The 24,040-nt window shown below is 55.2% G+C and carries 22 protein-coding genes; 9 read left to right on the forward strand and 13 right to left on the reverse strand.

Going from position 1 to position 24,040, the window contains the following annotated elements:
* Window positions 1-50: 50 nt before the first annotated feature.
* The 4 genes from ppc to ACT3T7_RS03915 all read left to right on the forward strand — a co-directional run bounded on the left by ppc (window position 51) and on the right by ACT3T7_RS03915 (window position 4,868).
* On the forward strand, window positions 51-2,699 hold the full coding sequence (gene ppc / locus ACT3T7_RS03900; protein WP_444630136.1) for a phosphoenolpyruvate carboxylase: 2,649 nt from the start codon (window positions 51-53) through the stop codon (window positions 2,697-2,699).
* A gap of 74 nt (window positions 2,700-2,773) precedes the next feature.
* Window positions 2,774-3,319 carry a DUF924 family protein gene (locus ACT3T7_RS03905; protein WP_444630137.1) on the forward strand — a complete coding sequence of 182 codons (546 nt, stop codon included), beginning with the start codon at window positions 2,774-2,776 and terminating at the stop codon, window positions 3,317-3,319.
* Window positions 3,320-3,355: 36 nt separating this feature from the next.
* On the forward strand, window positions 3,356-4,390 hold the full coding sequence (rluF, locus tag ACT3T7_RS03910; protein ID WP_444630138.1) for a 23S rRNA pseudouridine(2604) synthase RluF: 1,035 nt from the start codon (window positions 3,356-3,358) through the stop codon (window positions 4,388-4,390).
* A 163-nt stretch (window positions 4,391-4,553) separates the two neighbouring features.
* On the forward strand, window positions 4,554-4,868 hold the full coding sequence (locus tag ACT3T7_RS03915; RefSeq protein WP_172116419.1) for a hypothetical protein: 315 nt from the start codon (window positions 4,554-4,556) through the stop codon (window positions 4,866-4,868).
* Between the two features lie 77 nt (window positions 4,869-4,945).
* Here ACT3T7_RS03915 and ACT3T7_RS03920 read toward each other — a convergent pair whose 3' ends face one another.
* The 3 genes from ACT3T7_RS03920 to ACT3T7_RS03930 are packed head-to-tail and all read right to left on the reverse strand — an operon-like array spanning window position 4,946 to window position 7,290.
* Entirely contained in the window at window positions 4,946-5,605 is a 660-nt protein-coding gene (locus ACT3T7_RS03920; protein ID WP_444630139.1) for an anthranilate synthase component II, read from the reverse strand.
* Complete coding sequence (locus ACT3T7_RS03925; RefSeq protein ID WP_444630140.1) at window positions 5,602-7,014, reverse strand: anthranilate synthase component I family protein; 1,413 nt, start codon at window positions 7,012-7,014, stop codon at window positions 5,602-5,604. Before ACT3T7_RS03925 ends, ACT3T7_RS03920 begins: the two co-directional genes overlap by 4 nt.
* Before the next feature lie 3 nt (window positions 7,015-7,017).
* Window positions 7,018-7,290, reverse strand: a complete 273-nt coding sequence (locus ACT3T7_RS03930; RefSeq protein WP_172116422.1) for a Trp family transcriptional regulator — start codon at window positions 7,288-7,290, stop codon at window positions 7,018-7,020.
* Between ACT3T7_RS03930 and ACT3T7_RS03935 the strand changes: the two genes are divergently transcribed.
* Window positions 7,289-7,552, forward strand: coding sequence for a hypothetical protein (locus tag ACT3T7_RS03935; RefSeq protein ID WP_253926943.1), 264 nt, complete (start codon window positions 7,289-7,291; stop codon window positions 7,550-7,552). The two genes, ACT3T7_RS03930 and ACT3T7_RS03935, sit on opposite strands and share 2 nt — an antisense overlap.
* A 32-nt stretch (window positions 7,553-7,584) precedes the next feature.
* Here ACT3T7_RS03935 and ACT3T7_RS03940 read toward each other — a convergent pair whose 3' ends face one another.
* From ACT3T7_RS03940 to ACT3T7_RS03980, 9 genes are all read right to left on the reverse strand, one after another.
* The gene (locus ACT3T7_RS03940) at window positions 7,585-8,157 is read right to left on the reverse strand and encodes a hypothetical protein (protein WP_172116423.1); all 573 of its coding nucleotides are present in this window, start codon (window positions 8,155-8,157) and stop codon (window positions 7,585-7,587) included.
* Between the two features lie 175 nt (window positions 8,158-8,332).
* The gene (locus ACT3T7_RS03945) at window positions 8,333-9,151 is read right to left on the reverse strand and encodes a class I SAM-dependent methyltransferase (RefSeq protein ID WP_172116758.1); all 819 of its coding nucleotides are present in this window, start codon (window positions 9,149-9,151) and stop codon (window positions 8,333-8,335) included.
* Between the two features lie 2 nt (window positions 9,152-9,153).
* Window positions 9,154-10,878, reverse strand: coding sequence for an AMP-binding protein (locus ACT3T7_RS03950; protein WP_444630141.1), 1,725 nt, complete (start codon window positions 10,876-10,878; stop codon window positions 9,154-9,156).
* 53 nt (window positions 10,879-10,931) lie between these two features.
* Entirely contained in the window at window positions 10,932-11,855 is a 924-nt protein-coding gene (locus ACT3T7_RS03955; protein WP_444630142.1) for a hydroxymethylglutaryl-CoA lyase, read from the reverse strand.
* Between the two features lie 11 nt (window positions 11,856-11,866).
* Entirely contained in the window at window positions 11,867-13,957 is a 2,091-nt protein-coding gene (locus tag ACT3T7_RS03960; protein WP_444630143.1) for an acetyl/propionyl/methylcrotonyl-CoA carboxylase subunit alpha, read from the reverse strand.
* Window positions 13,954-14,778: an enoyl-CoA hydratase/isomerase family protein gene (locus tag ACT3T7_RS03965; RefSeq protein WP_444630144.1), complete on the reverse strand. Its 825-nt coding sequence runs from the start codon at window positions 14,776-14,778 to the stop codon at window positions 13,954-13,956. The genes ACT3T7_RS03960 and ACT3T7_RS03965 overlap by 4 nt, the downstream gene beginning before the upstream one ends.
* Before the next feature lie 10 nt (window positions 14,779-14,788).
* The gene (locus tag ACT3T7_RS03970; RefSeq protein ID WP_444630145.1) at window positions 14,789-16,396 is read right to left on the reverse strand and encodes a carboxyl transferase domain-containing protein; all 1,608 of its coding nucleotides are present in this window, start codon (window positions 16,394-16,396) and stop codon (window positions 14,789-14,791) included.
* A 9-nt stretch (window positions 16,397-16,405) separates the two neighbouring features.
* Complete coding sequence (locus ACT3T7_RS03975) at window positions 16,406-17,575, reverse strand: isovaleryl-CoA dehydrogenase (RefSeq protein ID WP_172116429.1); 1,170 nt, start codon at window positions 17,573-17,575, stop codon at window positions 16,406-16,408.
* A 134-nt stretch (window positions 17,576-17,709) separates the two neighbouring features.
* Window positions 17,710-18,141 (reverse strand): MerR family transcriptional regulator, encoded by a 432-nt coding sequence (locus ACT3T7_RS03980; protein ID WP_441677105.1) that lies wholly within the window; start codon window positions 18,139-18,141, stop codon window positions 17,710-17,712.
* 239 nt (window positions 18,142-18,380) lie between these two features.
* On the opposite strand from ACT3T7_RS03980, the gene ACT3T7_RS03985 reads away from it, so the two are divergent.
* From ACT3T7_RS03985 to ACT3T7_RS04000, 4 genes are all read left to right on the forward strand, one after another.
* Window positions 18,381-19,535, forward strand: a complete 1,155-nt coding sequence (locus ACT3T7_RS03985) for an acyl-CoA dehydrogenase family protein (protein ID WP_444630146.1) — start codon at window positions 18,381-18,383, stop codon at window positions 19,533-19,535.
* A 59-nt stretch (window positions 19,536-19,594) separates the two neighbouring features.
* A complete protein-coding gene (locus ACT3T7_RS03990; RefSeq protein ID WP_444630147.1) occupies window positions 19,595-20,710 on the forward strand; it encodes an enoyl-CoA hydratase/isomerase family protein in 1,116 nt (371 codons plus the stop codon).
* A 134-nt stretch (window positions 20,711-20,844) separates the two neighbouring features.
* Window positions 20,845-21,753 carry a 3-hydroxyisobutyrate dehydrogenase gene (gene mmsB / locus ACT3T7_RS03995; protein WP_444630152.1) on the forward strand — a complete coding sequence of 303 codons (909 nt, stop codon included), beginning with the start codon at window positions 20,845-20,847 and terminating at the stop codon, window positions 21,751-21,753.
* A gap of 102 nt (window positions 21,754-21,855) precedes the next feature.
* Entirely contained in the window at window positions 21,856-22,482 is a 627-nt protein-coding gene (locus ACT3T7_RS04000) for a glutathione S-transferase family protein (RefSeq protein ID WP_444630148.1), read from the forward strand.
* Window positions 22,483-22,895: 413 nt separating this feature from the next.
* Here the strand turns inward: ACT3T7_RS04000 and ACT3T7_RS04005 are convergent, their stop codons facing one another.
* Window positions 22,896-23,816, reverse strand: coding sequence for a ketopantoate reductase family protein (locus tag ACT3T7_RS04005; RefSeq protein ID WP_444630149.1), 921 nt, complete (start codon window positions 23,814-23,816; stop codon window positions 22,896-22,898).
* Window positions 23,817-24,040 lie beyond the last annotated feature (224 nt).

Consider the following 24,040-nt stretch of genomic DNA (forward strand, 5'->3'; position numbering starts at 1 on the left):
GCATAAATTGATCATTAATAATGACGCGACCCCGCTAGGAGGCCTTGCCAATGAGTCACGACCTGCACGAATCGCTGCGCGATAACGTACGCATTTTAGGAGATAGCCTGGGACGCACCATAGCGGACGACCTGGGACAGGCATTTGTAGATAAAATTGAGACGATCCGAGCGCATGCCAAGCAAGGTCGTCAAGGTGACTCACTCCAGCAGCGCGCACTTATTGAGTATTTACGCCAGTTACCTGAGCGTGACCTGCTACCTGTTACGCGTGCTTTTAACCAGTTCTTGAATCTTGCCAATATTGCCGAGCAGCACTATCGCGCACGTTTTCGCCGTGTAGAAGACTACAAACCCGGCACCCAGCCGACCCTCAACGGACTGCTTGAACGGGCCCAACTGGCGGGTAATTCACCGCGTAAGCTGGTCGAAACACTCGCCAATATGCGGGTGGAGCTGGTGCTTACTGCCCATCCGACAGAAGTTATTCGCCGTACGCTAATCCAAAAATACGACGCAATTGATGAGTGCCTAACCGCCATCGAAGGTTCTGGCGACTATCCAGAGCGCGGTAAGCGCGCTCACGGGCGGTTAGAAGAATTGATTAGCCAGGCATGGCATACCGATGAAATTCGCCATGAGCGGCCAACCCCGGTTGATGAAGCCAAATGGGGGTTTGCGGTTATCGAGAACTCGCTATGGCAAGCCGTGCCTGACTTCCATCGTGATCTGGATAATTTACTGCTGGATACTGCCGGTGAGCGCCTTCCGCTGGATGCCGCACCCATTCGCTATGCTTCATGGATGGGGGGCGACCGGGACGGCAACCCTAATGTTACCTCGCGGGTAACTCGTGAAGTGCTTCTTCTGGGGCGCTGGATGGCCGCAGACCTTTACCTGCGCGACCTGGAACAGCTTAAAACCGAGCTTTCCATGTGGAAGGCCAATAGCGCACTAAAAGCAGAAGTGGGCGATGTCGCCGAGCCGTATCGTGAACTGCTTAAACGCCTTTTAGCCAAGGTGGAAACAACCCGGGACTGGGCCAAGGCGAAGCTGGATGGCCGCAATTACGACGGCGGGCCGATTATTGAAACCCGCGACCAACTTTATGCGCCGCTGCTGGCCTGCTACCGCTCTTTATGCGATGTGGGTTTGGACACCATTGCCAATGGCGCCTTGCTCGATACGCTGCGCCGTGTCGCCGTGTTTGGAGTCACACTGACCAAGCTGGATTTACGTCAAGAAGCCAGCCGCCACGCCCAAGTGATCGAAGAACTCACCAGCACATTAGACCTGGGACACTACCAGGAGTGGAACGAAGCTCAGCGCCAGGCATTCCTACTGGAAGAGCTGGCGTCTAGCCGACCCCTGATCCCACGCCGTTGGGAGTGTTCTGCCGAGTGTCGTGAAGTGCTGGATACCTTTAAGGTCATCGCCCAGGAGCATTCAGAGGCACTGGGTACCTACATTATTTCCATGGCTGGCGAACCGTCAGATGTGTTGACCGTTGCGCTGTTAATGAAAGAGGTGGGTGGCCAAGTCACGCTGCCCATTGCACCCCTGTTTGAAACCCTCAACGACCTGGATCACGCGGGTGCGGTTATCGAACAGCTCCTGTCGCTGCCTGGTTACCGAGCACTGATTAATGACCGTCAAGAAATCATGATCGGCTACTCCGACTCTGCCAAGGATGCCGGGCAACTGGCGGCGGCTTGGGCGCAGTATCGGGCTCAGGAAGCGCTGGTGAATGTGTGTGAAAAACACGGTGTTGACCTGACCCTGTTCCACGGCCGCGGCGGCACCGTCGGCCGTGGGGGCGGCCCCGCTCACGCAGCGATCTTGTCGCAGCCGCCGGGCTCGGTAAACGGCAGTTTGCGGGTGACAGAGCAGGGAGAAATGATTCGCTTCAAGTTTGGCCAGCCGGATATCGCGCTGCGGTCAATGGAGATTTACGCTTGCGCGGTGCTTGAAGCCACCTTGCTACCGCCACCGGCGCCTGACCCCCGCTGGCGCGAAGAGATGGATAAACTCGCCCACATTGCGCACGTCGGTTATGTGGGCGTGGTGCGCGAGGACCCTGACTTTGTGCCTTACTTCCGTGCGGTAACGCCAGAAGGGGCACTCGGTAGGTTGCCGCTGGGGTCACGCCCCACCAAGCGGCGCCAGGACGGTGGCGTTGAAACGCTGCGTGCGATTCCGTGGATTTTCGCCTGGACCCAAATTCGCCTAATGCTGCCCGCATGGCTAGGCAGTGGCGAAGCGTTCCTGCAGCGCCTGGAAGAGCCCGGAGGACGCGAGCTGCTCCAGGACATGCGCGATCAATGGCCATTTTTTGGCACTTATCTGGATATGTTGGAAATGTTACTGGCCAAAGCCGATGTGGCCATTGCGGCTTACTATGAGCACCGGCTAGTGGATGAGCCATCCTTAAAAGCCCTGGGCAAAAAGCTTCGCGAGCGTTTTGAGCGGTTGGAAAACGTGGTGCTGGAAATACTCGAGCAGGATGAGTTGCTTGAGAAAACGCCACTGATCCGCCAGGCCATTGACGTGCGTAACCCCTACATTGACCCGCTGCACGGGTTGCAGGCTGAGCTTTTACAACGTAACCGCGACGCCGATGGTGCAATCAGCGGCGACCTTTCCCGGGCGTTAATGGTGACCATGGCAGGTATCTCGGCGGGGCTGCGCAATACGGGTTAATTAGCGGCAACATTAGAAGTGCGTATACCGCCAGTACGGCTGGCGGCATTTATGTATGTTCTCAGGAGGCGGCAATGAATTTGGATGCTCAAGCGGTGTTGCAGTTCTGGTTTAATGAACTAACCCCGGCGCAGTGGTTTAAGAAAGACGCCGAGATGGACGCCGCTATCATGGCGCGTTTTGGAGAGCTGCACGGCCATGTTGCCCAGTGCGAATGTTATACATGGCGGGATACACCGCAGGGGCGTCTGGCCGAAATTATTGTGCTTGATCAGTTTTCGCGCAATATGTACCGCGATAATGCCCGCGCGTTTGCGTTTGATGCACTCGCGCTTGCTCTCGCCCAGGAAGCCGTGGCAGCAGGTGCCGACATGGCGTTAACGCCTGAAGAGCGCAGCTTTTTATATATGCCCTATATGCATAGTGAATCGAAAACGATTCATGCCCAGGCAATGGTGCTGTTCGACCAGCCTGGGCTTGAAAACAACCTTGATTTTGAAGTTCGTCATAAGGCGATTATTGACCGCTTTGGTCGTTACCCTCATCGCAATATGCTATTGGGGAGAACGTCCAGCGATGAAGAAATCGCCTTTCTAGAACAGCCTGGCTCCTCTTTCTAGCGGCGCTTTTATCCACTTTTAGCCTTACGGCGTGTTATGTCATTACGAAAATCGACTCGAATCAATAAGTATATTAGTGAAAGCGGCCTTTGCTCGCGCCGTGAGGCAGACCGCTATGTAGAGCAGGGCAATGTCTGGATCAATGGCCGTCGTGCGACAACCGGTGACCAGGTAATGGCTGGTGATCGTGTAAAGGTGAATGGTCAGGAAATTGAGCCCCAGGAGGAAGAGGACTTTATTCTGATTGCGCTCAATAAGCCTGTCGGTATTGTGAGCACGACTGAATCGAGTGAAAAGGACAATATTGTTGAGTTTGTAAAGCATGGGGCACGTATTTTCCCCATTGGTCGGCTGGATAAAGACTCCCAAGGGCTGATCTTTTTAACCAATAACGGGGATCTGGTTAATAAAATTCTCCGTGCCAACAACAATCACGAAAAAGAGTACCAGGTAACGGTTAACAAGCCGATTACGGAGGAATTTGTTGAGGGGATGCAAAAGGGTGTGCCGATTCTTGGCCAGGTCACCAAGAAGTGCCAGGTGAAGAAAGTGTCCACTTTTGTGTTTACTGTCACGCTAGTGCAGGGGTTAAATCGCCAGATACGCCGGATGTGCGAATACTTCGGTTATGACGTTACCCAATTAATACGCACGCGGATCATGAATGTGTCTTTGAAGGGATTGGCACTGGGTGACTGGCGTGATTTAACGCCCAAAGAGGTGGAGACCATCATTGCCCTGACGGAGAGCGCTGACGGTAGTGCAGCGCCTCCGAAACCGGCTAAGCCGAAAGCCAAGCCTCGGGCACCTACTGGGCAACGTCCACGTAAGGGAAAACCGGGAACGGGGGCAAAATCCGATAGCGCTGGCAAAGCGGCGGGCAGTAAAACGCGCTCAAACACCAAGGGCAAGCCCGGTACTTCCAAAGCTCACCCTAACGCAAAAACCGCAGCAGGGGGCAAGCCTGCAGCCCAAGGCAAGCGTAGTAGTAAGTCTTTCGGTAAAGGGCAGCCCGGGGCAGGTAAACCAGCCGCGCGAGGAAAAGCGCCGCGCCCCAAAACGAAACGCTAGGCTTTTTAAGCGCTTGCATGAGGTAGCCAAGAAACATTCAAAATAAGCTCATGAGACTTGGGAATCAAAAAAATTGCGATAAGGTAAAGTTGCTGAAAATACCTTGTCCCTTCGTGAAAGTGCCAACTAAGGTATTGATACTTGGATATCATTGGAGGACCTTATGATGGCAGAGCATAATCTTCAAGATGCCACCGTTTATACCCAGGACGGTAGTGCGCTAGGCACGGTTTCAGATGACAGTGCTGAAACAAAAGTTGAGATACTCAAGGCAGGGGGAAGCCGTATCTGGGTCGAACGGCATGACCTGAAAGAGTGTGATGGTCAATGGACACTGGCTGAAAATTACACGGTTTACTCGGCTGATAACGTCAATGGCGATTGGACGGAAGGAGGGGTGGACGACACGGTTGATGACACCTTTCCAGCCAGTGATCCGCCCTCGTTTACATTAGGCGATGAAGGTAAGGGGCGTTAAACCACTCGCCAACATTAAAAAGCGGGAGACGTCATTAAACGGCCTCCCGCTTTTTTTGTGACGTATTTTAAAATGAATTATGCCAGCAAGAAGTTGGCAATCAGCTCTTTACCCCCTTCGGTGGCAAAGGATTCGGGGTGAAACTGAATGCCGTGGATCGGATAGTCGCGGTGCTTGACGCCCATCAGCTCGAACTCCCCAGCGGCTTCCCAGTGCTCTCGCTGTTCAAAGTGGGCCGCCTTCAGGCTACCCACCGCAGCGGTCACTTCCAGGCACTCGGGTAGCGAGCCTGCATCAGCAATTAGCGAGTGGTAGCGCATCACCTCAAGCTGGTCCGGCACGCCTTTAAATACCGACTGCTGAGTATGCGTAACGGGACTGATCTTGCCGTGCATGGGGAGCGGTGCTTTCACCACTTGGCCGCCAAACACATGAACAATTCCCTGCATCCCGAGGCAGACACCTAACAGCGGTGTGGTCTTCCCCAGCTCTTTGATGACCTCTGCGCAGACGCCGAAGTAGCGTGGGTCGTCTGGCGAGCCAGGCCCCGGCGAAATAATAATACGGTCCGGCGCCATTGCCACAATATCGGTAAATTGAACCTGGTCGTTACGCTTTACCACGATCTCAAAGTTATTCACCGCGCCACGGTTTTTTTCTGTGGTGAGAATCTCGCCAATAAATTGGTACAGGTTGTAGGTGAACGAATCGTAGTTATCGATGATTAACACTTTCATGCCAGGCTCTCCGAATCCATAAAGGGGGCTAAGGCTTTACGCGTGCCGGCAAATTTACGGCGTATTTCTTCATACTCATCGGCGGCGTTACTATCAAACACGTTGCCACCACAGGTCTGCACATAGGCCCGCTCGCCGTTGACAAACACGGTGCGAATCGGGATCGCAAAAGTGCAGTCACCGTTAAACGAAAACTGGCCAACCGCGCCGCCGTAAGGGCCCCGGCCATCGTTTTCCAGGTCATCGATAATTTTCATGGCTTCAATTTTGGGCGCACCGGTAAGCGTGCCCGCAGGGAAGTTGCTGGCCAAGGCGCTAAACATGTCTTCGCCCTCGGCAATAATGCCGACGATTTCGCTGGAAATATGCTGAACATGGCTAAAGCGCTTAATGTCCATCAGGCTGCGCACTTTTACGGTGCCAAACTGGGCAACCCGGCCAATATCATTGCGATGTAGATCAACGATCATATTGTGCTCGGCAATCTCTTTAGGATCGTTAAGCAGGGTACGGGCCAGCTGAGTATCTTCCTGGGGCGTTTGGCCTCGGGTGGTGGTGCCTGCCAGCGGGAAAGTTTCCATTTCACCCTGGCGCAAGCGGAAGAGAAGCTCGGGACTTGCACCGATCAGCTTCTGATCACCAAACTTCATGTAGTACATCTGAGGAGAAGGGTTAATCGTGCGCAGCTGGTCGTACAGAGCGACCGTATCGCCCTCGATACGAAAGCGCTTTTTAAACCCGACTTCACACTGGAATACCTTGCCGTCGATAATATCCTGCTTGACCTTGGCGACCGCTGCGGCGTGTTCTGCTTGGCTCATGGTGTCGCCAAGCGCGGTAATTTTCAGGTCGTCGCTCTCGATATCCTCAGCGTCGATAAGCGTTTGCAGGAAATCAGAGCGGCTATGGTCGTAATAGAAGTAGGTTACCTCGCCGGTCATCTTATCGAGGATAAGCCCATCTTTATAAAGCCCAAAGCGAAACGTATCGAAGTCATCATTGGCTTTTAAAGAAAGCGTAGGCTCAAAGTACTGCATCGCATCGTAGCCTAAATAGCCGCTTAGCCCACCGGCATATTTTCGCGAAATAATATTTTGCGGGATCAGGCTGCGCAGTAATTCATAAGGATTATCGCTTGGGTAGTGCTCGGCCTTGCCTGCACGATCCTCGATGGTCAGCGTTTGGCCATTCGCGTAAATGGTATATTCAGGATCAAATCCAATGATTGAATGACGGGCGATGTGGCTGTCTTCACCCAGCGATTCAAGCATGTAACAGGTATCGAACTGCTTCTCTATTTTTTTGAATAGGCCAAAAAAGTCACAGTCTGCGGCAAGCGTGACGTAGTGGGGCTTACGCGACAGAGTAAACGGACGCGGGCCAGCATCTGATTGAGCGTGGATAGTCATGATTCAGCGATCCAGTAATGAGTGAGAAGTGCCTAGCGCGCGCGAGCCGCGAGAAACCGTCGCAATGCCGACTCCCAGCAATTCAGCAATTTTGCGGTGTGGTACGCCATCACGCAGTAAATTAAAAATCTGCAGGCGTTTGCTGATTTCCTGGTACTCTGCAGGCGTCAGAAGGCTTTCAAGTGCTTCATTCATGGCCTCAGAGCTATGAATGGCCACAAGGAAATTAATCAATTCAGTTTGGTAAACATCATCGGTAGAACTGGATATAGACATGCGCGCACCAATGGTTGAATGCCGTACTAGCGTACTAGTACAATATATTGGTTGGCGAAGAAGTCAAGTTGAAGAAGCCCATGAAGACGAACTGTTTGAGGCTTGGAAAGAGATCGAAGGCGGCATCAGCTTTAGCCCGCGTTATGGTGAGCTATTTATGAAACTGGAGGAGTCACTTAATAGCGCGATGCAGCAGGACTGGCAAGAACCCAAACGTGAGGATGTGCCGATTTGGACAGCACCTGTAGAAGACCAGCGGTAGGTTAATAACGCAAACGTACTGAGAGGTAACGACTAAAACGGCAAATGCAGCGAGGCGCTGAGTTGATTGAGATGGCTTAGCGTCGGCGCATCTACGCGCTCATATTCCAAGCGCGTGACCATCTGGTTAAGCGTCATGGTGGCGCCAAAGCCTTGAAGCCAGGCGGTGCCGCCTTCGTCTGCACCCTGAAGCTCATGGGTGTCGCCGCGCCACTCGGTCAGGCCAGATTTAGCGTACATGCTAAAAGCGCCCATACGTACGCCCGCTACAATGGCACCGCCTAAACTAAGCGTATCCATAATCATTGGTGACATGCTGGAGGCAATCGGAACTTCTTCGCTTTCGCGGTAGGCGATTTCAGCGCCAAGGTCCAATTGAGGGAGTTGCCAAGGGCTAAAACCAGCGGTTACTCGAAAGCCTGATGTGTAGGTGTCCAGGCTGCTTAAGTCGCTGCCTTCCAGCACCACACCATTGTCCAGTTGCAGGAGTTCACTGTTGGGTGAGGCATACGCGATCACCGGCAACGTGTCATTGGCGGCAGCGGTGAGTAAAGGTAGGGTTGAACCAACAACGCTGTACAGGAGTACCCCAGCCAAGCGTTTCATTGATGTTCCTCATCCTTGGTCTTGATTGTTATCTTGGGGTTTGTACGAAAAGACGCTGAGCGAAGGCCAGACAAGGCAAAAATCAGCGAAAAAACGGAGTTTACATGAGTAAATGAGTATTTTGAGCTGATTTTTAACGCCGTATGGTCGAGCGCAAGCAGTTTTCGTACAAAGCCTAACCAGCATAGCAAGAGGCTTTAACTTCTACCAAATTAATTGCGCGGTTTTGGAGGTTAAACACCAGATTTTTGCCCATTTCCATAAAGCGCTCACCAAAGACCCATTGGGGGGACAAGACAGATGCCTGGGTCGTTTGCTCCTTTATTCTCTGGCGTTCACGCCACTCAAGCGCTCTATCACTCCAGTCAACGTTATGCTCGACAATAAAACCACAGCAGCTTAATTGCTCAATGAGCGTTTCATGGCTAAGCAGACAGGAGTGAACGGGCGTTGCCGCCCAGGGAACAGGGTAGCGCAAGGCTTCTGCATTTTGGCCGCTAACGACTTCGTGCATTACCAACTGCCCACCGGGGCGCAGTACGCGGTAGCTCTCGGTAAGTGCCTCGTTAACGTTGGGCATGTTCAACAGGCTGTGCTGAAACACAAGCGCATCAAAGCTGTTATCGGCAAAGGGAAGGGCGCAAGCATCACCGGTTACCCAATTTAGCGAGGCGCTCTGAGAAGATGCCAGTGTGCTAAGCGTTTTATTAAGTGCGTTAAAGCGGTGGGTGATGTCCAGGCCGGTCATTTGAAAACCTAACGCCGAACCTTGGCGCATTAATCCTCCCAGCCCCGCGCCAATATCCAATACCCGTAGATGAAGGGCTGGGTCCAGCAGGGCGAGCAGCCGGGCGGAGGCCGTTACGCCGCCTATATGAAGTTGGTCCAGCGGTGCTAACTGATGCAGAGTAGGCCCCGCAGGGTAATAGCGTTGAATCTGCGCTAGCACCTCGGCATCGCGTAACCCTTGCTGATAATGCGCCGCTAAAGACATTGTCACAATGATGACTCGTCGCCCAACCCCAATTCCTGAATCGAGATTTCGCGCATTTTGAATTTCTGGATTTTGCCCGTCACGGTCATGGGAAATTCATCGACGAATTTAAAGTAGCGGGGGATCTTGAAGTGGGTGATCTTGCCTTTACAGAACTCACGCAGATCTTCACCGCTAATCTCTCCCGCCGTGGTGTTGAGTTTTACCCAGGCAACCAGCTCCTCACCATACTTTTTGTCGGGCACGCCGGTGACCTGCACATCGGAAATCGCTGGGTGGGTATACAGAAACTCTTCGATTTCTTTGGGGTAGACGTTCTCGCCCCCGCGAATCACCATGTCTTTAATGCGCCCTACGATCTGGATATAACCCTCTTCATCCATGGTGGCCAGGTCGCCGGTATGCATCCAACCGGATTCGTCGATGGCCTCACGCGTAGCTTGCTCGTTGTTCCAGTATTTAAGCATGACGCTATAGCCCCGGGTACACAGCTCGCCGATTTCACCGCGAGGTAAGATGGCACCATTGCCGGGATCAACGATTTTGCTTTCCAGGTGTGGCTGGGTACGGCCCACGGTGGAAACCCGCTTTTCAATAGTGTCATTCGCACCCGTTTGGGTAGAGACCGGGCTGGTTTCCGTCATTCCGTAGGCGATCTGTACGCCCTTCATGTTCATCTTGTTGATGACTTGTTTCATGATTTCGGCCGGGCAAATCGAGCCTGCCATGATGCCGGTACGCAGTGAAGAGAGGTTGGTGTTGGCAAACTCGGGGTGGTCCAGCTCGGCGATAAACATGGTGGGCACGCCATAAAGCGCAGTGGCTTTTTGCTCGTGTACGGCTTTGAGTACTTTACCGGGGTCAAAGCCTTCATCGGGATAAATCATCGCCGCGCCATGGGTCATACAGCCCAGATTGCCCATGACCATGCCAAAGCAGTGATAAAGCGGCACCGGGATGACCAGACGATCTTCGCTGGTAAAGCCCATGCTTTCAGCCACAAAAAAGCCGTTATTAAGAATATTGTGGTGAGAAAGCGTGGCGCCTTTAGGAAAGCCGGTGGTGCCCGAGGTGTATTGAATATTAATCGGGTCATCAAACTGAAGCGTGCTTTGCAGGTCGTTGACGTCGGTTTGGCTAACCTTGGCCGACTCTAGCATCAAATCTGACCAGCGCCACATGCCGGGATGCTTTTCGGCGCTTAAGTCAATCACGCACTCAAGCTGGGGCAGCTTTAGCGATTTAAGCGCGCCTTCCGTACTGGTTTTAAGCTCCGGCGCCAGCTCATAGAGCATGTCGCGATAATTAGAGTTTTTAAAGCTATCCGCGCTGACCAAAAAACGCGCGCCGGACTGGTTGAGCGCGTACTCAAGCTCATGGGTGCGGTAGGCCGGGTTGATGTTGACTAAAATGGCACCGATTTTGGCGGTAGCGAACTGGGTTAATGTCCACTCGCTGCAGTTAGGCGCCCACATACCGACCCGATCACCACACTTCACGCCAATGGCAAGCAACGCGCGGGCGCAGCGGTTCACCTCTTCGTGAAGCTCGCGATATCGCCAATGAATGTTCTGGTGCAGCACAATCAGAGCGTCGTTATCGGGATATTGCGCGGCGATTTGGTCAAATTTATCGCCGATAGTCATGCCAATCAGCGGTTTGTCAGCGGTACTGCTGGCATAGCTGGGCAGGGCTTGGGTAGATAGGCTGGGGTCATGTAGCGCCATGATGTCTCTCCGTATTTTTTATTGTCTGATCGAACAGGCCGCGCTGATTGGCGTTAGGTTGAGTGTCCGCCTCTGGCCAGGGCAACGTTTGAGGTCGGCTTGCGGCCCAGGGCTTGGGTAATCCAGTTGCCGGTATCCAGCACGGCCTGCAAATCAATCCCCGTTTCAATGCCTAAACCTTCCAGCAGGTAGAGCACGTCTTCGGTGGCGACGTTGCCGGAGGCACCTTTGGCATAAGGGCATCCGCCCAAACCGCCGGTCGAGGCATCAATCACGCTAATGCCTTCTTCCATCACCGCGTAAAGGTTGGCAATAGCCATACCGTAGGTGTCGTGAAAATGTGCCGCCAGCTGATCGATCGGCACCTGCGCGGATACGGCTTCAATCATTCGTTTGGCCGCCAGCGGCGTACCCACCCCGATGGTGTCGCCGAGGGAAATTTCATAGCAGCCCATGTCATAAAGGGCCTTGGCTACCTGAGCGACTTTCTCAGCAGGAATATCGCCTTCATAAGGGCAGCCCAGTACGCAGGACACGTAGCCACGCACATGCACATTGGCTTCCTGGGCACGCTTGAGTACAGGCTCGAAGCGCTCTAGGGATTCAGCAATCGAGCAGTTGATGTTCTTCTGCGAAAACGCCTCAGACGCCGCGCCAAATACCGCGACTTCATCAACACCTGCGGCCAACGCATTTTCAAGCCCCTTGAGATTAGGGGTAAGGGCCGAGTAAACCACGCCGGGAGTGCGCTTAATGCCGTGCATGACCTCGGCCGCATCGCCCATTTGCGGCACCCATTTGGGCGATACAAAGCTTGCCGCTTCAATATGGCGGATACCGGCATTGGCAAGCCGCTCAATCAGCTCGATTTTAGTTGCGGTAGGCACCATGGCCCCCGGCTCGTTTTGCAGGCCGTCTCGGGGGGCCATTTCGAACAGGCGTACGCGCTGGGGTAGGCTGGATGGGCGCAGTGCCATGGTAAAGCTCCTTATTCGCCAGGGGCGAAATCGAGTAATACATCGCCCTGGCTAACGGTATCGCCTGCCTGAAAGCGGAAACCTTCCACGCGGCCGTTAGTCGGCGCGGTCATGGTGTGTTCCATCTTCATGGCTTCCATGACCATCAGGGGGATGCCTTTTTCAACGCTCGTACCGGCTTCAACCAATAGCGCCACCACCGTGCCATGCATGGGGGCGGTAAAGCTTGCCTGCACTTCATGCTGGCCGTGATCAATCGCATCGATGCGCTGCCAATAAAGGCGGGTTTCGCCCTGCGGGTCGACCATGATTAACACATTGCCATCGCGCTGGGCCTGCAGGCGGCGGCGGTGTCCGTTAAGAGTAATCGCCACGGCATTGCCGGTAAGCGGTTGAAGGCTGGCGCTAAAGGTTTGCCCATTAACGGCGTGGCCATTAATGGTTAGGTGCCACTCTGAGTCACCCGGGTGTCGTTTGCCTTCTACAACCACCAGAGGGCTTGCGTCCTCCAATGCCTGAGAATGCTTGGGATCATGCAAGGCAATACGCACCGTGCGCGGCGCGTTAAGCCGAAATCCATCATGACGATCCCAGGGGGAGCTGCTTTCGCACTCCTGGGCCAGCTGATGTAACGTCAGTAACGCGGCGCTGGCATACTCTTCAGGCTGATAGTGATGCGCGGCAAACAGGGTGGCCTCGTGGCGCTCGATAAACCGCGTATCCAGCTCTACGTTCTTAAACGCGGGGTGAGTCGCTAGGCGCTGCAAAAAAGCCCGGTTGGTGACCACGCCCTGTATGTCGAGGGCCGCTAGCGCACGGTTAAGCGTAGCCAGGGCGGCGTCCCGGTCACTGCCATGCACAATCAGCTTGGCAAGCATGGGGTCGTAGTGCATGGAAACCGTATCACCGCTTTCCACACCGCTATCCAGACGCACCTGCTCAGCCTTCAGGTCGGTGCCCGCTAAATCGAGTGCAAAGCGAGTAAGCGTGCCCGTAGCGGGTAAAAAGTCCTGGTCAGGATCTTCGGCATAAAGGCGTGCTTCAAAGCTATGCCCGGTGATCGTTAAATCTTCCTGTGTGCTAGGCAGCGATTCACCCAGTGCCACCCGCAACTGCCATTCGACCAGGTCCTGGCCGGTGATCATTTCGGTCACCGGGTGCTCGACCTGCAGGCGGGTGTTCATCTCCATAAAGTAAAACGCCTCGCCTTGGCCTGGCGAAGCATCCAATAGAAACTCAACCGTGCCCGCGCCCACGTAGCCAATTTCCTGAGCGGCGCGCACAGCAGCATTACCCATCGCTGCGCGTAGTTCCGGCGTCATGCCAGGGGCGGGGGCTTCTTCGAGGACTTTTTGGTGGCGGCGCTGAACGCTGCAGTCGCGCTCGAACAGGTACACGCCGTGGCCATGGCGATCACAAAATACCTGTACTTCCACATGACGTGGCTGCACCAGGTATTTTTCTATCAACATGCGATCATCGCCGAAGGCGGCTTTAGACTCGCGGCGACAGCCTTCCAGCGCCGCCTGGAAGGCCTCGCTGTTTTCGACCACGCGCATGCCTTTACCACCACCGCCGGCGCTGGCTTTGAGCATGACCGGGTAACCGATGTTGTCGGCCTCGGCCCGGAGGAGGTCATCATCCTGGTTATCGCCGTGGTAGCCTGGCACCAGCGGCACATCCGCATTAGCCATGCGCGCTTTGGCGGCCGATTTATCCCCCATGGCGGCAATGGCTGACGCGGGTGGCCCGATAAAAGTAATACCCGCTTCTTCGAGCGCTTTTACAAAGGCGCCGTTTTCTGAAAGAAAGCCGTAGCCAGGGTGAATGGCACCACTGCCGGTGCGCTTGGCGGCGTCAATCACCGCCTCGATATTCAAATAGCTTTCGCGCGCAGCGGCGGGGCCAATACGAATGGCTTCATCGGCTTCGCGCACGTGGCGGGCGTTGGCGTCGGCATCGGAATACACGGCAACGGTTTTAAGCCCCATGCGGCGTGCGGTGCGCATTACCCGACAGGCAATTTCACCCCGGTTGGCGATCAGCAGCGTGTCAAAAGGCGTGGTACGCAGGTTAGATTCAGACGACGTTAGATGGCTCATGAGCGGCGCTCCTTGGCATTGCCGGATAGAGGCGTTTCAGCCCAAGCGGGGCGACGCTTTTCAAAAAATCCAGCCAGACCTTCCTGGCCTTCCTGGCTAACCCGCAGTTTGGCGATTACCTGGCAGGTTTGTTCGCGCGTGGCGTCAGAATCAGGCGACTGGCTGACCGTTTGGAGCAGCTTTTTGGTAGCCTGCTGTGCCTGCGGTGAACCAGCGAGCAACGTTTCCAGCATGGCATCTACCGCGCTATCCAGTGCGCTGTGTTCAACGACCTGATGGGCCAGGCCCAGGCTGAGCGCGGTGGGCGCGTCGATGACTTCGGCGCTTAACGCGTAGCGGCGCATCTGGCGTGCGCCGAGTGCACGCTGTACATAGGGGCTGATAACTGCAGGCGAGAGGCCAATCTTGACTTCTGAAAGGCAGAACCTGGCTTTATCGGAAGCAATAACGATATCGCAGCAGGCGGCCAAACCTACGGCGCCGCCAAAGGCTGCACCTTGAACCCGGCACAGCGTGGGGCAGGGCAGCGTATCCAGGCTGTGCATTAGGGCGGCGAGTTTGCGCGAATCGGCCAGATTGTCGTCAATATCGTAATCGACCATGCGCTTCATCCAGTTTAAATCCGCGCCCGCTGAGAAACTGTTGCCTTCAGAGCCCAGCACCACCACGCGTACCTCACCGCTTTTAATCAGCGGCTGAAGCTTGTCGAGGTGTGCGTTCAGTTCGGCAATTAGCTGGTCATCAAAGGCGTTGTGAACGTCCGGGCGATTAAGGATTAAGCGGGCAACACCTGCATCCATGGTTAACGTTGAATTCGTCATGATAGGCCCCTTACATCCGGAACACGCCGAAGCGTGTCTCTTCAATCTCAGCATTCATGGCCGCGGCCAGCGCTAAGCCCAGCACATCGCGGGTTTGCAGCGGGTCGATCACGCCGTCATCCCAGAGCCGGGCACTGGCGTAGTAAGGGTGGCCCTGGTGCTCATACTGTTCGCGGGTTGGCTGCTTGAACGCCTCTTCGTCATCGGCAGTCCATTCGCTGCCTTCGCGCTCATACTGCTCGCGCTTAACCTGGGCCAGTACACCAGCGGCCTGCTCGCCACCCATCACGGAAATACGCGCATTGGGCCACATGAATAGCAGGTTAGGGTCATAAGCGCGGCCGCACATACCGTAGTTGCCCGCCCCGAAGCTTCCGCCAATCAGCACGGTAAACTTGGGCACCTTCGCGCACGCCACGGCGGTGACCAGCTTGGCGCCATGCTTGGCGATACCTTCGTGCTCGTACCTGGAACCCACCATAAAGCCGGTGATGTTCTGCAGGAAAATCAACGGAATCTTGCGCTGGGCGCACAGCTCAATAAAGTGGGCGCCTTTGACGGCACTCTCTGAAAACAGCACGCCGTTATTGGCCACAATACCCACCGGGTGGCCATGGATATGCGCAAATCCGGTGACTAAGGTGTCGCCGTAGTAGCGTTTGAATTCATCAAAATCAGAGCCGTCGACGATGCGCCCGATAACTTCGCGAACATCAAAGGGCTTTTTAAGGTCGGTGCCCACAATGCCGTAAAGCTCCAACGGGTCGAGCTTGGGCGGCTCGGGCGCCTGCATGGCAAGCTTGCCGCGCTTTTGCCAGTTCAGGCGCGAGACACAGGCGCGGGCAAGCTGCAGGGCATGCATATCGTTTTCGGCATAATGGTCGGCCACGCCGCTGACTTTGGCATGCACGTCCGCACCGCCCAACGCCTCGGCGCTGATGCTTTCACCGGTGGCTGCTTTAACCAGCGGCGGGCCACCCAGAAAGATGGTGCCTTGCTCTTTAACGATGATCGATTCATCGGCCATGGCGGGCACATACGCGCCGCCCGCCGTGCAGGAACCCATCACCACGGCAATTTGCGGAATGCCTTCGGCCGACAGGGTGGCCTGGTTATAGAAAATGCGCCCGAAGTGGTCGCGGTCAGGGAAGACTTCATCCTGACGGGGTAGAAAGGCACCGCCGGAATCGACCAGATAAAGACACGGCAGGCGATGCTTACGGGCGATTTCCTGGGCGCGAATATGTTTTTTGACCGTCAGCGGAAAGTAGGTGCCGCCTTTTACCGTGGCATCGTTGGCCACAATCACGCATTCAACGCCTGATACGCGCCCAATGCCGGTCACCACACCGGCGGCCGGTACGTCGCTTTCATACACCTTGTGAGCGGCAAGCGCTGAAAATTCTAGAAAGGGCGAGCCTTCGTCGATCAAGTGATCGATGCGGTCACGCACAAACAGCTTGCCACGGCTCTCATGACGCTCACGAGATTTAACGCCGCCACCCTGGGCAACGGCAGCGGTGAGTTCATGCAGCTGGGTAACCACGCCGCGCATCGACTGCTCATTGGTCTGAAAGAGCTCGCTACGCGGATTAATCTGAGTGCTGAGAATGCTCATGGTGCGCCTCTACTGGCTTTCGGTGAAGAGTTCGCGGCCAATCAACATCCGCCGAATTTCACTGGTGCCCGCGCCGATTTCATACAGCTTCGCGTCCCGCAGCAGGCGCCCGGTGGGGTATTCGTTGATATAGCCGTTACCGCCCAACAGCTGAATGGAATCCAGCGCTACCTGGGTGGCTTTCTCGGCACAGTAGAGAATGACGCCAGCGGCATCCTTGCGCGAGGTCTGGTCGCGATCACACGCGGCCGCGACGGCATACAGGTAGGCGCGGCAGGCGTTCAGCGTGGTGTACATATCCGCGACTTTGCCCTGCACCAGCTGGAACTCACCGATCGACTGATTAAACTGTTTGCGCTCATGAATATACGGCATCACGACATCCATGGCGGCCTGCATGATGCCGACCGGCCCTGCGGCCAGCACGGTGCGCTCGTAGTCCAGCCCGCTCATCAATACGCGCACACCTTTGCCTTCTTCGCCCAGCACGTTTTCAGCGGGAACCTCGCAATCCTGAAACACCAGCTCGCAGGTGTTGGAGCCGCGCATGCCCAGCTTGTCGAGCTTCTGCGCCGTGGAGAATCCCGGCATGCCTTTTTCGATCAAGAAAGTGGTAATACCTTTGGACCCAGCGTCTGGATCCGTCTTGGCGTAGACCACCAGCACATCGGCATCGGGGCCGTTGGTGATCCACATTTTGTTGCCGTTTAAAATGTAGTTATCGCCGACTTTTTTAGCCCGCAGCTGCATGGAAACCACATCGGAACCTGCACCGGGTTCGGACATGGCAAGCGCGCCTACGTGCTCGCCGCTGATCAATTTGGGCAGATACTTGGCCTTCTGTTCGGCGGAGGCGTTGCGCTTGATCTGGTTCACGCACAGATTGGAGTGCGCGCCGTAAGACAGCGCGACAGAGGCGCTAGCCCGGGAGATTTCTTCCATGGCGATACAGTGGGCAAGGTAGCCCATACCGCTGCCGCCATCCTCTTCAGACACGGTGATGCCTAAAAGGCCCATGTCGCCAAACTTCTTCCATAAGTCGTTGGGGAATTCATTGTTACGGTCGATTTCCGCGGCACGCGGGGCAATTTCGTTGGCGGCGAAGGCATTGACCTGCTCGCGCAGCATGTTCATTTCGTCATCAAGACCGAAATTCAGTTCTGAGTAGAGAGAGTGCATGGTCAATCACCTGTTTATTAGAAATTGTTGATTAGAAATCGTTTATTGAAAATAGTTGTTGAGTAGGTAATAAGGCGCCGCTAGCGTTTGTATGATGAGCCAGTCTGGTACGACGGGGCAGAGTTTATGAAACGTCAGGAGGTGGGCGAGGGCGCTTCGGTGTGTTTTTCGTCAAACGCCTCTTTGTCATGAAGCTCATCTAACGCTTGGCGGCAGCGAATTTCGGCGTTCTCAAGCTCCAGCTGCATCATGGCGATATCTTTCATTTGTTGCTCAAGAGCGGCCCGTCGTTCGCTGATTTTGTTCAGCATCAGTAAAAGCTGCTTTTCACTCCCTGTGCGGGTTTCATCCCACAGCTCAAACAGCTCACGAATCTCCGCCAGTGAAAGCCCTAACCGTTTACCTCGTAAGGTCAATTTAAGCCGTACGCGATCCTGGCTGCTGTAAATACGCGTTTGGCCCCGCCGTGCTGGGTAAAGCAGCTCCTGATCTTCATAAAAGCGAATGCTGCGCGTGGTGATATCAAACTCGTTGGCCAAGTCGCTGATCGAGTAGGTTTTGCTCATCGTCGTTCTCTTTTTTTAAAGGTTTGCTTTTACGAAGCGCTGACCCTGAGGCTAAAACAAGTTTACGTTAACGTAAAGCCTCTACTGTAGGGTTAACGCTAGCAGAGCAGTTGCACAGCGATAATTTAGGCGATAAGTTGACGTATACGTTAGCCAATCAATTTGATCAGCCGATGCTGGCGCCATTGGGTAATGCGTGGCAGCGAGGGGTGACAAAGGCTTTTCAGCGGAGCATTGCCATGAACTTTGAGTTGAGTGAAGACCAGGTAGCCTTTGCCGATATGGCGCGAGCCTTCGCCCAAAATGAGCTTGAGCCCCATGCTGCACAATGGGACGCCGAAGCTATTTTTCCCGTAGACGTTATCCGTAAGGCCGGTGAGCTGGGCTTCTGTTCGCTTTACGCGCCGGAAAGCGTCGGAGGGCTTGGTCTCTCACGGCTGGATGCCAGCATTATCTTCGAGCAGCTTTCAATGGGCTGTACCTCCACCACGGCGTATCTCACCATTCATAACATGGTGACCTGGATGCTCGCGGACTTCGGCCAGCCAGAGGCCGTTAAGCAGTGGGGCGCAAAGCTTGCAACCGGTGAGCTTCTGGGGTCGTACTGTTTAACAGAGCCCAATGCGGGCTCCGATGCGGCCTCGCTTAAAACCTCGGCCAGGCGTGAGGGCGATGCGTATGTGCTCAACGGCAGCAAAATATTTATTTCCGGCGCGGGCAGCACCGATTTTCTGGTAGTGATGGCACGTACCGGTAGCGAAGGCGCGGGTGGGGTCTCGGCATTTGCAGTAGATGCCAAGGCTGAAGGCATCAGCTATGGGCGCAAGGAAGACAAGATGGGTTGGAACAGCCAGCCTACCCGAATGATTACCTTTGAAGACGTGCGCGTGCCTGCGAATAATCTGCTGGGTAACGAAGGCGACGGCTTTAAAATTGCCATGAAAGGGCTGGACGGCGGGCGAATTAATATCGCCACCTGTTCTATTGGCACCGCCCAGCAGGCGCTCAATAAAGCGCGTGATTACCTGCTGGAACGCCAGCAGTTCGGCAAGCGGTTAGCGGATTTTCAAGCGTTACAATTTCGCCTGGCGGATATGGTCACCGAGCTGGTCGCCGCCCGCCAATTGGTGAGAATGGCCGCTGCCAAGCTGGATGCCGGTCATGCTGACGCTACCACCTACTGCGCCATGGCCAAGCGCTTTGCCACCGATGTAGGCTTTAAAGTATGCGATGAGGCGCTACAGCTTTATGGCGGCAATGGCTACATTAAGGAGTACCCCATGGAACGCTATGTGCGCGATACCCGCGTACACCGCATTCTGGAAGGCACCAATGAAATCATGCGCCTGATCATTTCGCGCCGGGTACTCGCCGAAGGTGCCGCTGAGCTGTAAAAAACAGGGTTGCCGACATGATCGCGGTTGCCATTCGAGCCGATACGTAAGGATGCTGAATGAGTAGCGTACTGTTTACCGAACACGCCACCCAGGACGGCCACACGGTGGTTGAAATCAAGCTTAACGCTGAGCGTTCGCTCAACGCGTTAACGCTGGACATGATCGACGCCATTCTGCCGCAGCTGGATGCCTGGGAGGCGGACGAGCGGGTTGTCGCCATACTGCTGGATAGCGCTGGTGAAAAAGCCTTTTGCGCCGGTGGTGATGTAGTCACGCTGTATAAAGCGATTAACGGGGAAGCTGACCCGAGCTTTCCCGAGCGCTTTTTTGAAAGAGAGTACCGCCTGGATTATCGGCTACACACTTACCGCAAACCGATTATTTGCTGGGGCAGCGGCATTGTAATGGGCGGCGGTATGGGCCTGCTCAGTGCCAGTAGCCACCGTGTGGTGACTGAAACCTCCCGGCTGGCCATGCCGGAAGTGACGATTGGCCTTTATCCGGATGTGGGCGCCAGCTGGTTTTTAAACCGCCTGCCGAACGGCATGGGGCGTTTTCTGGCCATGACCGGCGCGCAGATCAATGCATCAGATGCCCTTTACCTGGGCCTTGCCGACCGTGGCATTGCCAGCCATCGCCGGGAAGAATTACTTCAGCAACTGACCAGTGCCACTTGGGGAAGCGGTGAAAAGACCGATGCCCACGGCGTGGTCAATCAAGCGCTGCGCGAGCTTGAACAAGCCTCTAAAGCAGAGTTTGCTGCGCTGGAAACACCCATACGACACTTCGCGCCATTAATTCGCGAGCTGATGGACCACGATACCGTCGAGCAAAGGGTGGCCGCCGTACTGGCGGTAGAAAGTGAGGATAAATGGTTCAGCAAAGCACAAAAGACGCTGGCGCATGGTAGTCCGGTCTCCATTCGGCTTATCCATGAGCAGCTAACGCGTGCCAAGCACATGTCGCTTGCCGAGGTGTTCCAGGCAGAGCTGGCGCTTTCTGTGCAGTGCTGTCGCCACCGGGAGTTTCCAGAAGGCGTACGCGCATTACTGGTGGATAAAGATGGCTTGCCAGGCTGGACGTATTCAGCGGTAGGGGAAGTGGAAGATCACTTTATGGATGCGCTGTTAGCATCGCCGTGGCCCGATAGCCCACTCGCGGACCTGAAGTAAATAAGCCGTACCGCCGGGGTGCTAAAACGGACACTGCCAACATTTCATGATCAACGGTTATTACCAGTAGCTCGTTACTCGCCGTTTGTTATTAGCTGCTTTTTATTAACCGTTTGTTATTAACAACAAGGACAATCTTTATGGCTACTGTGGCATTTATTGGTTTAGGCAATATGGGCGGCCCGATGGCGGCTAACCTGGCGAAAGAGGGTTATATCGTGCGTGCGTATGACCTTTCTGAACAAGCGCTGGAAGCCGCTAAAGATCACGGCTGTGAAGTGGCAGGCTCGGCACGTGAAGCCGCCGCCGAGGCTGACTTTGTTATCTCCATGTTGCCTGCGGGCAAGCACGTGAAGGCGCTTTACGTTGATGGCGATGAGGCGTTGTTCGAGGTGATCAAACCAGGCGCTTTGGTGATTGACTGCTCCACCATTGATGCCGACACGGCGCGCAGCGTCGCGGCCATTGGCGAACAGCGCGGGATCGACTTTGTCGATGCTCCGGTATCGGGTGGGGTTAGCGGTGCGCTGGCGGGTACGCTGACGTTTATTGTCGGCGGGTCAAAGGCCCAGTTTGAAAAAGTGACGCCTGTGCTAGGCGTAATGGGCAGAAACATTTTCCACGCGGGCGACCATGGGGCAGGGCAAGTGGCCAAGGCGTGTAACAACATGCTGCTTTCGGTGTTGATGGCGGGTACCTGCGAAGCGATCAACATGGGTGTCAAAAATGGCCTCGACCCTGCGGTGCTTTCTGACATTATGCGAAAAAGCTCCGGCGGCAACTGGGTGCTCAATGTTTACAACCCCTATCCAGGCGTAATGGAGAACGTACCCGCTGCCAACGCGTATCAGGGCGGGTTCCTGGTGGACCTGATGATGAAAGACTTGGGCCTTGCCATGGATATCAGCCAGCAAAGCGCCTCCCCCGTGCCGATGGGTTCCGCCGCCCGCACGCTGTTTACTCAGCACAAGGCAAACGGCAACGGCCAGCTCGACTTCTCAAGCCTGATACAGTTCTATCAGGATAAAGAGGGTGAAGGGTGAAGGGTGAAGGGTGAAGGGTGAAGCCGCCCCCGCACCCAAGCTACCTTTATCTCATGGCGTGATCAGGTAAACTCTTAAAAAAACCAACCAATAAGGAACGTTATGATTACGCTTTGGGGTCGCGATAACTCTACCAATGTTAAAAAAGTGCGCTGGGTGCTTAACGAGCTGGAAGTACCGTTTGAACAAATTCAAGCGGGGCTCCAGTTCGGGGTCAACAACACGCCCGAATACCAGGCCATGAATCCTAATGGGTTGGTGCCGTTACTCAAGGACGACGCCACCGACTGCCTATTGTGGGAATCCAACACCATCATCCGCTACCTGGCCGCGCAGTATGGTCAAGGCAATTTGTGGATTGAGCAGCCTGCCCAGCGCGCCCAGGCAGAAAAATGGATGGACTGGGCCAACAGCACGCTTTCCCCTGCGCACCGGGTAATTTTAATGGGCTATGTGAGAACGCCCGAAGCGCAGCGCGATAACGCCGCCATTGAAGCAGGCATGCAAGCCTGCGAAAAGCTGTTTGAACTGCTGGATAACGCACTCGCCAACCAGGCATGGTTCTCAGGCGAAGCGTTTGGCCTGGGCGACATTGCCGTTGCGCCCTTCGTTTATAACCTATGGAACATCGGCCTCACCTGGCAACCACGCCCCCACCTGGAACGCTGGTATCAGCAGCTAACCGAGCGCCCCGTGTTCCGCGATGTGGTGATGATCCCGGTCACCTAAACCGCCTCATACGAATAGCCGCACCCTTCGCGGGTGCGCTAACGCTTACACCGCGCTACAAAACCTGAAATATGCGAAATCTCAAACGTGTAGCGCGCGGTAACAAGTAGCGAGCGCAGCGAGAAACGCGGCACCCGCAGCGGCGGCCCGGCGCGAAAGGGCGGCGCAGCCGCCCCAACTCGAAGTGGCTAAAAACTCGCCTCCAACACCGCCAACTCACCATCCAGCCTCTGCAATACTTCACAATCTATCCCACGCCGCTCGGCACGCTCAATCAACTACAAAATCTGAAATATGTGAAATTTCAAACTTGTAGCGCGCGGTAACAAGTAGCGAGCGCAGCGAGAAACGCGGCACCCGCAGCGGCGGCCCGGCGCGAAAGGGCGGCGCAGCCGCCCCAAGCCTGAGCAAGCCTAAAACCCCGCCTCCAACACCGCCAACTCACCATCCAGCCCGAGCAACACTTCACAACCCATCCCATGCCGTTCGCCACTCTCAATCAACGGCCCCAAAATCGCTCCACGCTCGGTAAGCCGCTTACCCTCTACATCCTGCAACATCGATGCCTTGTTATTCGCCGTCTTCTCAATAACATTCCACACCAACGCCAACCACGCCTCCAAACCGCTACCACCATCGGGCGCTTGAATACCTTCGGCCAACATAATAGCCGCCACTTCCTCAACAACCGCCTCAACGCGGCCTGCGTAAGCGGCGCCACGCAACTCGCCATTACGAATCCCATTTAACGCCACCAATGGATTAATCGCCGCATTCACCGCCAGCTTCTGCCACAGGCGGCTACGAATATCATCCACCGCCGTGGCCGCAAGCCCCGCTTGGCTAAGCTGATGCGCTAACTGCTGTGCCAACGCGCCGTGGCGATTCTCCAGATCCCCCACAAACGTATGCCCACGCCCCGCATGAAACACGCCATCATCACCGGTTAAATAAGCGCCTTCCGTCGTAGTCGCACACAACACCGGCCCCGGCCAACGTTCAGTCAACCTCGGCTGAGCCAAAAAACCGTTTTGCCACAACACCAGCGGGGTAGTTGCGGGAATAACGCCTGCCACGCTTTCCAATGCCGCTTCAGCAGCCATCGCCTTGGTGGTGATATGTACAAAAGCAGGCGGCGCTGGCGCATTGGCTACTAGTTGTGAGGTGGTTATCACGTTTAAGTGCTGGCTACGCAGCTTACCTTCAGGGGGGGTTATTGTTTGTTGCTCAGGTAGCGCGCGGCGACCGACTAAGGTGACGTCAGCTAGCGGGGAAAGTGAATGAGCCAGTAGGCGGCCGATGGCGCCTGGGCCTAGTATCCAGTGTGAAGTCATCGAGTGCGTACTCAGGAGCGGTGTTGCTGTTCAGCTTACCCTTTTTGTTGCAAGGAAATGAAGGCGAGTAAAAGTGATGGTATGTAAGGCTAATTTCTAGTGACGTGAGGGCGTGCAATCTGCTAGCGTTAGGGCTAATTAGATTTGGTCCTTGTGGCGTGTTGAGTGGGTTAATTGTGGTTTTTGATGCTGCAGTGAATAGCGGCTGACTGCCTGCTTTCGAC

The organism is Halomonas sp. 111, assembly GCF_052379685.1.
Lineage (GTDB): Bacteria > Pseudomonadota > Gammaproteobacteria > Pseudomonadales > Halomonadaceae > Vreelandella > Vreelandella citrativorans.

What these genes read in the sequence shown, in the direction of transcription:
- ppc (WP_444630136.1), top strand. Translation starts at nt 51, where the DNA reads ATGAGTCACGACCTGCACGAATCGCTGCGCGATAACGTACGCATTTTA.
- ACT3T7_RS03905 (WP_444630137.1), top strand. Translation starts at nt 2,774, where the DNA reads ATGAATTTGGATGCTCAAGCGGTGTTGCAGTTCTGGTTTAATGAACTA.
- rluF (WP_444630138.1), top strand. Translation starts at nt 3,356, where the DNA reads ATGTCATTACGAAAATCGACTCGAATCAATAAGTATATTAGTGAAAGC.
- ACT3T7_RS03915 (WP_172116419.1), top strand. Translation starts at nt 4,554, where the DNA reads ATGATGGCAGAGCATAATCTTCAAGATGCCACCGTTTATACCCAGGAC.
- ACT3T7_RS03920 (WP_444630139.1), bottom strand. Translation starts at nt 5,605, where the DNA reads ATGAAAGTGTTAATCATCGATAACTACGATTCGTTCACCTACAACCTG.
- ACT3T7_RS03925 (WP_444630140.1), bottom strand. Translation starts at nt 7,014, where the DNA reads ATGACTATCCACGCTCAATCAGATGCTGGCCCGCGTCCGTTTACTCTG.
- ACT3T7_RS03935 (WP_253926943.1), top strand. Translation starts at nt 7,289, where the DNA reads ATGCGCGCACCAATGGTTGAATGCCGTACTAGCGTACTAGTACAATAT.
- ACT3T7_RS03930 (WP_172116422.1), bottom strand. Translation starts at nt 7,290, where the DNA reads ATGTCTATATCCAGTTCTACCGATGATGTTTACCAAACTGAATTGATT.
- ACT3T7_RS03940 (WP_172116423.1), bottom strand. Translation starts at nt 8,157, where the DNA reads ATGAAACGCTTGGCTGGGGTACTCCTGTACAGCGTTGTTGGTTCAACC.
- ACT3T7_RS03945 (WP_172116758.1), bottom strand. Translation starts at nt 9,151, where the DNA reads ATGTCTTTAGCGGCGCATTATCAGCAAGGGTTACGCGATGCCGAGGTG.
- ACT3T7_RS03950 (WP_444630141.1), bottom strand. Translation starts at nt 10,878, where the DNA reads ATGGCGCTACATGACCCCAGCCTATCTACCCAAGCCCTGCCCAGCTAT.
- ACT3T7_RS03955 (WP_444630142.1), bottom strand. Translation starts at nt 11,855, where the DNA reads ATGGCACTGCGCCCATCCAGCCTACCCCAGCGCGTACGCCTGTTCGAA.
- ACT3T7_RS03960 (WP_444630143.1), bottom strand. Translation starts at nt 13,957, where the DNA reads ATGAGCCATCTAACGTCGTCTGAATCTAACCTGCGTACCACGCCTTTT.
- ACT3T7_RS03965 (WP_444630144.1), bottom strand. Translation starts at nt 14,778, where the DNA reads ATGACGAATTCAACGTTAACCATGGATGCAGGTGTTGCCCGCTTAATC.
- ACT3T7_RS03970 (WP_444630145.1), bottom strand. Translation starts at nt 16,396, where the DNA reads ATGAGCATTCTCAGCACTCAGATTAATCCGCGTAGCGAGCTCTTTCAG.
- ACT3T7_RS03975 (WP_172116429.1), bottom strand. Translation starts at nt 17,575, where the DNA reads ATGCACTCTCTCTACTCAGAACTGAATTTCGGTCTTGATGACGAAATG.
- ACT3T7_RS03980 (WP_441677105.1), bottom strand. Translation starts at nt 18,141, where the DNA reads ATGAGCAAAACCTACTCGATCAGCGACTTGGCCAACGAGTTTGATATC.
- ACT3T7_RS03985 (WP_444630146.1), top strand. Translation starts at nt 18,381, where the DNA reads ATGAACTTTGAGTTGAGTGAAGACCAGGTAGCCTTTGCCGATATGGCG.
- ACT3T7_RS03990 (WP_444630147.1), top strand. Translation starts at nt 19,595, where the DNA reads ATGAGTAGCGTACTGTTTACCGAACACGCCACCCAGGACGGCCACACG.
- ACT3T7_RS04000 (WP_444630148.1), top strand. Translation starts at nt 21,856, where the DNA reads ATGATTACGCTTTGGGGTCGCGATAACTCTACCAATGTTAAAAAAGTG.
- ACT3T7_RS04005 (WP_444630149.1), bottom strand. Translation starts at nt 23,816, where the DNA reads ATGACTTCACACTGGATACTAGGCCCAGGCGCCATCGGCCGCCTACTG.